This window comes from Thalassospira sp. GO-4, assembly GCF_023588965.1.
GTDB lineage: Bacteria > Pseudomonadota > Alphaproteobacteria > Rhodospirillales > Thalassospiraceae > Thalassospira > Thalassospira povalilytica.
The window spans coordinates 3,497,331-3,507,366 of record NZ_CP097807.1; the positions used below are offsets into that span (position 1 = coordinate 3,497,331).

The following is a 10,036-nucleotide window of genomic DNA, read 5'->3' on the forward strand; positions in this document are numbered from 1 at the left end:
CACATCACTTGATTTGAGGGAGGGCAAATTGCCCTCCCTTTTTTGTTCGGGCAGGTTTCGGGCAGGTGTGGTGTTGCGATTGACCGCATGGTCGTTTCAACGTACGAGGGAGGAAAGTAATTTATAACAATTAAACACTTATGGCCTGTTGAATGGCAGGTCGGGTTATGAAACGTACCAATGAGACACAATTACATTCGCGGGTTAATGCCTGCGATGCCGTTCAGTTCACCTGTTGAAGCCGTCCGTGCCGGGGTTGGTGCGCTGATCGGTTTGGGGGTGGCTGGTTTTCTTCTGTCACTTTTTGATCTTCATGATGCCGGGCTTTACCTGATTGCGCCGTTCGGGGCGACGTCGGTGCTGCTGTTTGCTGTGCCCAACAGTCCATTGGCACAGCCATGGTCGGCGATCATTGGCAACAGTGTTGCGGCCCTTGCCGGGATTGCGGTTTGTTTGCTGATTGATGATCCGGTTCTGGCGGTGGCGCTTGCGGTCGGGCTTGCCATTGCAGTGATGATCCTGGTGCGTGCGGTTCATCCGCCCGGCGGCGCAGTTGCCATGGTTGCAGCACTTAGCCCCGATATCGCACGTGAACTTGGTTTTCGGTTTGCCCTAACGCCGGTGGCAGCGATTACCGCGGCCCTAGTGGTGATTGCGATGGTCTATGCGCGTGCCACCGGGCGCAAATACCCGCTTCGTCATTTTGAGGGCAAGGGCACGCATCTGACAACAGACCGCCCGGCGATTGAACGGCTGGGCCTTGATGAAGACGAGCTGAATGGCATTCTGGCCCGGTATCGCCAGTCGCTTAATCTTGGCGTCGAGGATCTGGCACGGCTGATCGGGGCCGCGGAATTGCAGGTCGCATCCCATCGCACCGGCCCGCTGACCGCAGGAGACATCATGTCGCGTGATCTGGTGACGGTCGGTGCTGATACCGCCCTTGGCGAGGTTGCCGATCTGTTTCGCCGCCACAGTTTTACATCGCTTCCGGTTGTGGATGATAACGGGCGGTATCTTGGTGTGATTTTCCAGATCCATCTCATCCGGCGGGCGGGGGATGATGCCCTGCGGCTTGATCGTGGCCTGATGGCAGCGATGGGGCGCCTGATTGACCGGAAACGCAGCGTGCCGGTGCGTGCGATTGAAATCATGTCCGTGACCGAATCGCGTGCCACGGCAAACACGCCGTTTGCGGCCCTTTTGCCCCTGATGGCGGACGGGGCCTGTGATGCAGTGCCGGTGGTGGAATATGGCAAGATCATCGGCATTGTCACGCGTACCGATCTGATTGCCGCCCTTGCCCATGCGGGGCTTGGCAGTGATCAAGCCCGCCAAATTTCATCGAATTGAACGTGTTTTAAGAAGTTGGAAGCCCCTATGACCGATACCGTCACCCTATCGATTGATCAGGCCGAGAAACTTGGTCTTGCCGTGCTTGAAGACAATGGTTTTAGCAGCGCACATGCAGGTGCCATTGTGCGCAGTGTTATGTCAGCACAAATTGACGAATGCCATTCCCACGGGCTGTATCGACTTATCGGGTGCGTACAAACCGCGCGCAATGGCGGGCTTGATACCAAGGTTCTGCCCGAAGTGATCGATCAGGCCCCGGCGATCACGCGCGTCAATGCCCATAAAGGCTGTTCACTATTGTCGTTTGAAACCGGTTTGCCCTATCTGGTGGAAAAGGCGCGCCATTGCGGGATTTCGGTTCTGGCGATCAATAACAGTTTCCATTTTTCGGCCCTGTGGCCCGAGGTTGAGCAGATTTCCGCCCATGGGCTGGTGGGGATGGCAATGACGCCGACCCATGCCTTTGTCGCACCCGCGGGCGGCACAAAGCGGCTTTTGGGAACCAACCCGATTGCCTTTTCATGGCCGCGACCGGGCAAGACGCCATACACGTTTGATTTCGCGACCAGCGTCATTGCGCGTGGAGAGATCGAACTGCATCGCCGGGCGGGCAAGGACATTCCGGAAGGCTGGGCGATCGATGCCGATGGTCAGCCGACCACCGATGCCACCAAGGCCCTTGAAGGTGCGATGCTGACATTTGGCGGGCATAAGGGGTCGGCCCTTTCGACCATGATCGGTTTGCTGGCCGGACCCTTGATCGGTGATGTGCTGGGCCATGAAACCCATGCGGCGTCCGAAGATGCACCGGGCAATCCGCATCACGGCGAGATCATTATTGCCTTCTCCCCGGAAACCTTCCTTGGCGCAGAGGCGCAACAACATCTTGATCATGCCGAAGACCTGTTTGAACGGATCATGGCACAAGGTGCCCGTCTGCCGTCGCAGCGCCGGTTCGAAGCGCGTGAACGCAGCCGTCAAAACGGGGTGACGATCCCCAAGGCCCTGCATGACGAATTGGTTGCGCTGACCATGGCGGGCTAGGGAAACTACATGGTTTGAACGGTACCTTTGGCCCTGTCGCGTTTTTTATTTTTGCGCTGTGATCTGTATTGCTTGCAAACGGGGCGGGCGTGACACACATCTCGGCGTTGCGGCCATGTGGGGGCATTTCGGACCCATCTGGGGCAAAGTCATTGGTCGGCAGATGAAAAGGCGTCGATTGTGGAATATTTGATGTTGCTGGGTGGTTTGGCGGGGCTGTTTTTCGGGGGAGAGGCCCTTGTCCGCGGCAGTGTCGGCATCGCGCGCCGGCTTTCGATGTCATCCCTGCTGATCGGATTGACTGTGGTCGGTTTCGGGACGTCAACGCCCGAACTTCTAGTATCCCTTGATGCGGCCTTGCGCGGGGTGCCCGATATTGCGCTTGGCAATGTGGTGGGATCGAATATTGCCAATATCCTGCTGATTGTCGGGGTTTCGGCACTTGTCTGGCCGATTGCGGTTTCGGGCGGGACCCTTGGTCGTGACACCGCGGTCATGCTGGCAGCAGCGATTATTCTGATACCGATATTTGCATTGGGTGACGTTGGACGCATTGCCGGATGTGTGATGTTTGCCGGGCTGGTGACGTATTTGCTGGTGGCCTATCGCCAGTCGCAAAGCCAGCCGGTGAATGAGGATGCGCCAACCGATCCGTCAGTGCCCGGCGGGGTCTTGTGGGTGTCGGTACTTTGGGTGGTTGCCGGTTTGGTTCTTTTGATGGTTGGTGCCCGTTTTCTGGTCGACGGGTCGGTCACGATTGCCCGATCGTTTGGTGTTTCAGAAGCCTTTATCGGTTTGACGATTGTTGCGGTGGGCACATCCCTGCCAGAGCTTGCGACATCATTGATCGCCGCCCTGCGCAAACAGTCCGAAATTGCCATCGGCAATATCGTCGGATCGAACATTTTCAATATTTTGGGCATACTTGGCCTGACCGCGGCAATATCCCCGATCCCGGTTGCCGCGCGTTTTCTGAGCTTTGATTTGCCGGTGATGATTGCAGTTTCGCTGTTACTGACCGTATTGCTGAGGCGCCCGTCAATCGGACGTCCGGTCGGTCTGGTGATGCTGATCGGTTACGGCGTTTATGTCTGGGCCGCGCAATAGAGTTTGAACGGCCCGGGTTTCCGGTTACTGGAAAAACGCCTGTTTGACGCCATCAATGATGAACTGAACCGCAAGGGCGGCCAGGATCATGCCAAGCAGGCGCGATACCACGGTTGCCACTGTCGGGCTGAGGCGCTTGGCAACAACGTTCGATGCCAGGAAAAAGGCAAATGCGATCAGCATGACAACAGCAACCACGCCAATCACACTGGCTTGCATGGCAATGTTGTTTTCAAACTTGCCCATCAAAAGCATGACCGAGGCAATTGCACCGGGACCTGACAGGAAGGGGATCGACATCGGGAAGATCGAGATGTCGTCGGCTTCTTCGTCAGGGATGGTATGTTCGGCTGTTTGCGGGGCGGATGTGCTGTCGGGTTTGGTCTTTTCGCCGTCGTGGTCGTCTTCAAGTTCCTGATGAACCTGTTCGGCGCGCTCATTTCGTTTCTGGCTGCGCTTTTCAAACAGCATTTCAAGTGCGATCAGGAACAGAAGCGTGCCACCGGCAATGCGGAAGGCCGGCATGTGAATACCGAAAATGCCCAGCAATCCCTCGCCAATCAGGGCAAAGGCGGCAAGGATGAAGAAGCTGGTGATACAGGCGCGGATTGCCATGCGCCGACGGTGGGCGGCACTTGTGCCTTGGGTCAGGACAATGAAAACCGGGACCAGACCCAGCGGATCAATGATCACGAAAAGCGTGACAAAGACCGGGATCAGTTCATTGAGCATGTCAAAGCTTGGCATCGGCTTTTCCTGAAAACGACAGTTACGGTGCAATCGGGCAGGATCACCATAAGCCCGGTGGGCTGGACAAGTAGCGAGCATAGTCTGGCAGGTAAATGTTTTTTTGCCAATTGTCGCCGGTCTTAACGACGTTTTCCCCGGTTCCTGCCATAACGGCCGGCACTTTCGGGCCAGTCGATGTAATCAACGGGCTTTTTGCGAACCCAAGTGATGAATTTGACGATGTCGGGATGGGTTTTCAGCCTGTCGGGGGTGTCGTAATCACGCGCAATCGTTGCTTCGTCAAACAGGCGGTGGATCATGCGATGGCACACCCGATGGAGCCACTGGGTATCGGTGCCACCCTGTGATTTGGGTCGCCAGTGATGGCGATCAACACTTGGCCCGGCAATCATCAGACGGCCGCAGATCGGGCAGGGGCCAAGGTCGGTATCGGTTTTGTCACGGTGCGACGCCATGACCCATTATTGTCCGGGCATGCGGCGGTTTTCAAAAAATTTCTGCCAGGTTTCGGGTTTGAGCGCGCGCAAGGCCTTTATCCGGGCAGTGACCGACGGGTGGGTGTCGAGAAGTGTTGGCGGCTGCGTGCTGCGATAGGGGATAAGTCCCAAGCGGCGGCGATTGATCTGATCAATATGAAGCAGGGCATCAATCATGTCTTCGGGACCGTTCAGCAAATCACTGGCCCCGTGATCGGCGGCGAATTCGCGATCACGGATGACCGCCCGTTGCAGTAAAAAGCTGATGGTTGGGACCGCGCCAAACAGAACAACCATCCATACCGGCGGATTGAAATCCCCAAAGATAAAGATCGCCAGACCAAACAGCGCAATGGTCCATGTCGCGCGATACAAAACATCCGTCATCAGCAAAATCCGCGTATCCCCATGCCAGGCATGGGCGATTTCATGGGCCAGAATGGCCCGCATCTGTCGCGGAGACAGATCATGGAGTGCGTCACTTGAAATGGCGATGGTGGTTTGCGCATCGGTGCCGGTGGTAATTGCATTCACGCCCTTGCCCGGCAGGATGAAAAGCTTGGGCGTGTGATCAAGCCCTGCGCGTTCGCACAACAGATGCATCATTTCATGGATCGCAGGATAATCTTTGGGGCGCAGCGGATTGGCGCGCAGCATCTTCATCAGAATTTCGGGCGATATCATCGGTGTCAGAAACAGCATCAGCGACACGGCAATACCGGCCGAAATCATCATCGAAAACCCGCCAAGCATCCAGGCGCATGCCGCCAGAACGCCAATCATGCAGGCCATCAGCGTACCGGCATGGGATGTGCTGCCAGGTTCGATGGCAAGAAATCGCTGGATGACGTCAGGAAGTTGCGGGGTTTCGTTTGTCATTGGCATTCCGCATGTTGCGAGTCTTTGGGGTGACATGCCCGGTGGCAGTATTTCCGGGGGCGATTACGGCACTTGGGCGTTGAGGGTGCCGATCGTGAAGTGGTCGCGATATCCGGCCCTGATCTATAGATGGGGGTTGAGACGGGGCTTGCGCAAATCGCGATCGGCTGAATTGTCAAACAAGTATGAATGACAAGGCGTTGCCGGCATTGATCTATGACATTTGTGATGGCGGAAATATCGGATGTCGTTTCGGTGCAGCCCGTGGTCAGGCAGGGTTGCCAGGCAGAGGATAGCGCAATGAAATAAAGGGATTTCGGGCAGGATTTTAACACATCCTTATATATTCAACCAGAATAGTGGCAGTATGCCATTGGCTAGGTTACCCGTCGCAGCACTGTTGCGCGGGGCGTTTGCTATGCGCAATAGGCAGATGCCAATGTGCAGCGGCATGATATGATAAGGCAGTTGCCAAAGGCGACAAAACGGAAGGAATGCATGGGCCTGCTCGATAAAATCCGGCCAACCCGCAAAGCGGATGCGGGACGCGAGGGGGATCGGACCCCGCTTGAACGGTTGTTCTGGCGGTCGATCGCGCTTGTCGGCGGATTCTCGATGGTGATCAACATGCTCAACATGGTGATCCCGATCTATTCCATGCAGGTATTTGATCGCGTCCTTTCAAGCCGCAGTGTCGATACACTGGCACTTTTGACCGTTGGTATCGGGCTTGTTCTTTTGTTCATTGCCTCGATGGAGCAATTGCGATCCCGGGTTCTGATCCGGGTGGGAACGGCCCTTGATCTGCGTCTTGGCGGGGATCTGTTTGCCCATGTCGTGCAGCAATCGGCACGCGGCGCCCAGATGCGCCAGCGTCCGTTGCGCGATTTGTACGGGCTTCGCGGGTTCCTGACCGGAAGCGGGCCCTTTGCGCTGATCGATTTCATGTGGGCGCCGGTCTATATCGGGGTTGTGTTTATCTTTGATGTCCGGCTTGGGCTTGTTGCCTGTGGCGGGGCGGTGCTGTTGATTGCCATCGCCATTGCCAACGAGGCCGCAGCCAAGATTTCCGTCGACCGGTCCGAAGAAAGCCAGAACCGCGGCATCGCGCAGGAAGAAACCTATGTCCGCAATGCCGAGGCCATGGAAGCCATGGGCATGACCCAGTCTGCCCGCCAGCGCTGGCAGGCAGACCAGTCGGACGCCCTTTACTGGGAAGGTCAGGCCAGCCGCCGGGTCGGGACATCAACCACGCTTTCGCATTTCATCCGGCTTGCCATGCAGGTGTGCTTTATCGGGGTTGGTGCCTATCTGGTTTTGTCCGAAAGCATCACGATCGGGATCATGGTGGCGTCGATGATCCTGGGCATGCGCGGGCTTGCGCCATTTGATGGTGCGGTCAGTGCCTGGCGCAGCTGGAATGCAGCGCGCAATTCGTTTGAGCGTCTGAACAAAATTTTGCTCGATAAGCGACAGACCGTTCCCGCACCGCTGCCGCGTGGTCGGGGTATGGCTGTCAGTGTGGATCGGCTGGTCTTTGCGCCGCCCAACAGTCGCAACGTCCTGTTCAAGGGGTTTTCCTTCAAGGCCGGACCGGGCCAGATCATTGCGATTGCCGGGTTTAATGGTGTTGGCAAAACTGCGCTGTTGAAGCTGATTATGGGGATCTGGCTTCCGGGGTCCGGGTCGGTCAAGCTTGACGATGTCGAAGCATCGCGTGTCGACCGTTCGGAAATCGGGGCGCAGATCGGATATCTTGCGCAGAACCCGTTCCTGTTCCCGGGTACGATTGCCGAAAATATTGCCCGCCTTGGCAATGCGGAAATGCGCGATATCATCCAGGCCGCCGAACTGGCCGGGGCGCATCAGTTTATTTTGGATCTTCCGGATGGGTATGACACGCGCGTTGATCGCGGCGGGCGTAACCTTTCGGGCGGGCAGCGCCAGTTGATTGCATTGGCCGCGGCCCTGTTTTCGCGGCCGCGCATGTTGTTGCTTGATGAGCCGACAACCGCCCTTGATGACACCGGTGTCAGCCATATCAGTGATCTGATCGACATTCTGCGCAAGAACGGCATTACGACATTTATCGTCAGTCACGAACGCGCCATTCTGGCCCGGGCGGATGCGATCCTTGCACTTGCAGACGGGCAGATTCAGGTGGTTCCGGTCAAAAACCCGGCCGGTGTCGCCACCGGCAAACCGACCGTCCAGACCGAAGATATCGCGCGCGGTCTGCCGCCTGTGGCCCGCCCGGTTGAGAATGCCGATCCGTCGGCTGTTGCCGCAGCGGGCACCACAGACGGGCAAATGCGGATCACCCCCAAGCAGATCGAGGTCCCCAACCCCGACGCACCGCGCCCGATTGTTGAAAAGAATTCCAGTGCCGGACAACACCCGGCAAGCGTGATCGAAGAACCGGAAATCGCCGATGCAATGCCCGAGATCGAGGATTTCGGGCGCAGCAGTGATGCCGGATCGGACCGCGCACGGGCCGCCAAACAGGCCGCCGGAATTGCCAAGCCGGAAATGAAACCGCAGCCGACCCCGGGTGGAACCATGATGACCATGCGCCCGGTCGTGCCAAAGGCTGAAAAGGCGGAAAAGGCGGAAAAATCCGCGCCGGTGAAAAAATCGGTCAGCTGGTCCGAAGACGAAAAATCTGAGCAGACGGCTGCAAAAGCAAAGACTGCTGCGCAAAAGCCGCGCGCCGAGCGTCAGCAACCAGGTAGCCGGAAAGCTGTACGCGAACCGGCCAAGCCGGAAGCGCCGAAACGCAAGATGAGCGAAGCCGAAGCCATCGCACGGGCACGTGAAGAGGCGGCAATGCGCATGCGAAAGGTTCGCGAAGACGCCGAACGCGCCGCCGCACAGCGCGCGGCCACCCGCAAGAAGCCGACTGCACCCGCCACATCGGGGGATGCACCGCGTCGTGGTCGCCCGCAATTGCGGGTTGTCGAAGGATCGGCTGAACGTCGACAAGGTGGGGCCTGATGTCCGGAGTAGAATTACCAACCGCACGCCAGCTTGATACCGATGTGAAGCCGCTTGTGCGGATCGGGCTGCTTATCCTGTTTCTCGGGGTTGGGTCGGTTCTGCTGTGGGCGGGCACGGCCGAGGTCAATTCGGCGGCAACCGCAAGTGGTGTCGTGGCCCCGTTTTCCGGGCGGCAAAGTGTGCAGCATCTTGAAGGCGGCATCATCCGCGAGATCCTTGTGCGTAACGGAACGCGGGTAAAGGCCGGGGACGTTCTGGTGCGTCTGGATGATACGCGGTCGCGGGCAAGTTATGATTTGCTCAATAACCGTTATCTGAATGCGCTGGCGACCCAGACGCGCCTGATTGCCGAACGGGCACAAAAAGACGAACTGACATTCCCCGATGTTCTGAACGATCCGCGATATTTTTCGATTACGGATGCGCAAACCACGCTGTTTGAAAGCCGGCGCAGTGCGTTCAAGGGCGAGGTCGAGCTGTATGACGAGCGGATCAAGGAATTGCGCCGCGAAATCGTCGGCACGCGCGAACAGAAAACAGCCGCCGAACAGCAAGTCGGGATCGTCAAGGAAGAGCTTGCGATGGTCAAGCCGATGGTCGAGCTTGGCTATGCGCGCCGCACCCGGCTTTTGCAGCTTGAAAGTCGGTTGGTCGAGACGCTGGGCAATATCGGTCGCTATTCCGCCGATATCGCCCGGATCGAGCAGCAAATTCAGCAGGTCAAGGCCAGCCAGTCACAATTGATGCGCGACCATCTGCAATCGATCAATACCGAGCTTCGCGATGTCCAGAGCGAGATTTCCGATCTGAATGAACGGTTGCGCTCGGCCGAGGATGTTTTGGTGCGCTCCGACATCAAGGCACCGCGCAACGGGACAGTGACCAACATGCAATTCACGACGGTTGGCGGGGTCATTCCGCCCGGTGCGCAGGTTCTTGAAATTGTGCCCCTTGATGACCGTCTGGTGATCGAAGCGCGTGTTTCGCCCAATGATATCGACGTGGTTTCTGTCGGGCTTGGTGTGAATATCCGTGTCACCGCCTTCAGTCAGCGCTGGTTCGCGCCGGTCAAAGGGGTTGTCACCGATGTATCGCCCGATCGCCTTACCGATTCGGAAGGCAGATCGTATTTTCAGGCCATGGTCGAGATCGATGCAGACAGTCTTGCCGAACATGAAGGCATGATCCTATCCCCTGGTATGCCTGCCCAGCTTGAGATCGTAACCGGTTCCCGGACGATTTTGGCCTATCTGTTTTCCCCGATTACCACCAGTTTCGAGCGCGCTTTCCGCGAGCAATAACGATTTTTATGCTCTGATTGGGTGCGGTGTTCGACCTATACAACCTGACAGAATCTGACAGGTTGTATTTAGAGCTTCCAAATCCCGAAAAAACATGAAAAAAAACTAAAACAGGTTGGTTTCCAG

At 57.2% G+C, this 10,036-nt stretch carries 8 protein-coding genes; 5 read left to right on the top strand and 3 right to left on the bottom strand.

What is annotated here, in order from left to right; translation table 11 throughout:
- Window positions 1-180: 180 nt before the first annotated feature.
- From M9H61_RS16160 to M9H61_RS16170, 3 genes are all read left to right on the top strand, one after another.
- Window positions 181-1,353, top strand: coding sequence for an HPP family protein (locus M9H61_RS16160; RefSeq protein ID WP_250281662.1), 1,173 nt, complete (start codon window positions 181-183; stop codon window positions 1,351-1,353).
- A gap of 27 nt (window positions 1,354-1,380) precedes the next feature.
- Window positions 1,381-2,400, top strand: coding sequence for an Ldh family oxidoreductase (locus M9H61_RS16165; RefSeq protein ID WP_250281664.1), 1,020 nt, complete (start codon window positions 1,381-1,383; stop codon window positions 2,398-2,400).
- A gap of 180 nt (window positions 2,401-2,580) precedes the next feature.
- The gene (locus M9H61_RS16170) at window positions 2,581-3,507 is read left to right on the top strand and encodes a calcium/sodium antiporter (protein WP_250281667.1); all 927 of its coding nucleotides are present in this window, start codon (window positions 2,581-2,583) and stop codon (window positions 3,505-3,507) included.
- A 24-nt stretch (window positions 3,508-3,531) separates the two neighbouring features.
- On the opposite strand, the gene M9H61_RS16175 is transcribed toward M9H61_RS16170, so the two are convergent.
- The 3 genes from M9H61_RS16175 to M9H61_RS16185 form a co-directional block, all read right to left on the bottom strand.
- A complete protein-coding gene (locus M9H61_RS16175; RefSeq protein ID WP_250281668.1) occupies window positions 3,532-4,254 on the bottom strand; it encodes a MarC family protein in 723 nt (240 codons plus the stop codon).
- Between the two features lie 122 nt (window positions 4,255-4,376).
- On the bottom strand, window positions 4,377-4,712 hold the full coding sequence (locus tag M9H61_RS16180; RefSeq protein ID WP_114112781.1) for an HNH endonuclease signature motif containing protein: 336 nt from the start codon (window positions 4,710-4,712) through the stop codon (window positions 4,377-4,379).
- Between the two features lie 6 nt (window positions 4,713-4,718).
- Window positions 4,719-5,612: a M48 family metalloprotease gene (locus tag M9H61_RS16185; RefSeq protein WP_250281670.1), complete on the bottom strand. Its 894-nt coding sequence runs from the start codon at window positions 5,610-5,612 to the stop codon at window positions 4,719-4,721.
- 498 nt (window positions 5,613-6,110) lie between these two features.
- On the opposite strand from M9H61_RS16185, the gene M9H61_RS16190 reads away from it, so the two are divergent.
- Together M9H61_RS16190 and M9H61_RS16195 are read left to right on the top strand one after the other, a co-directional pair.
- Complete coding sequence (locus M9H61_RS16190; protein ID WP_250281673.1) at window positions 6,111-8,606, top strand: type I secretion system permease/ATPase; 2,496 nt, start codon at window positions 6,111-6,113, stop codon at window positions 8,604-8,606.
- The gene (locus M9H61_RS16195; protein ID WP_101245304.1) at window positions 8,606-9,910 is read left to right on the top strand and encodes an HlyD family type I secretion periplasmic adaptor subunit; all 1,305 of its coding nucleotides are present in this window, start codon (window positions 8,606-8,608) and stop codon (window positions 9,908-9,910) included. The genes M9H61_RS16190 and M9H61_RS16195 overlap by 1 nt, the downstream gene beginning before the upstream one ends.
- The last annotated feature ends 126 nt before the right edge of the window (window positions 9,911-10,036 follow it).

What these genes read in the sequence shown, in the direction of transcription:
- M9H61_RS16160 (WP_250281662.1), top strand. Translation starts at nt 181, where the DNA reads ATGAGACACAATTACATTCGCGGGTTAATGCCTGCGATGCCGTTCAGT.
- M9H61_RS16165 (WP_250281664.1), top strand. Translation starts at nt 1,381, where the DNA reads ATGACCGATACCGTCACCCTATCGATTGATCAGGCCGAGAAACTTGGT.
- M9H61_RS16175 (WP_250281668.1), bottom strand. Translation starts at nt 4,254, where the DNA reads ATGCCAAGCTTTGACATGCTCAATGAACTGATCCCGGTCTTTGTCACG.
- M9H61_RS16180 (WP_114112781.1), bottom strand. Translation starts at nt 4,712, where the DNA reads ATGGCGTCGCACCGTGACAAAACCGATACCGACCTTGGCCCCTGCCCG.
- M9H61_RS16185 (WP_250281670.1), bottom strand. Translation starts at nt 5,612, where the DNA reads ATGACAAACGAAACCCCGCAACTTCCTGACGTCATCCAGCGATTTCTT.
- M9H61_RS16190 (WP_250281673.1), top strand. Translation starts at nt 6,111, where the DNA reads ATGGGCCTGCTCGATAAAATCCGGCCAACCCGCAAAGCGGATGCGGGA.
- M9H61_RS16195 (WP_101245304.1), top strand. Translation starts at nt 8,606, where the DNA reads ATGTCCGGAGTAGAATTACCAACCGCACGCCAGCTTGATACCGATGTG.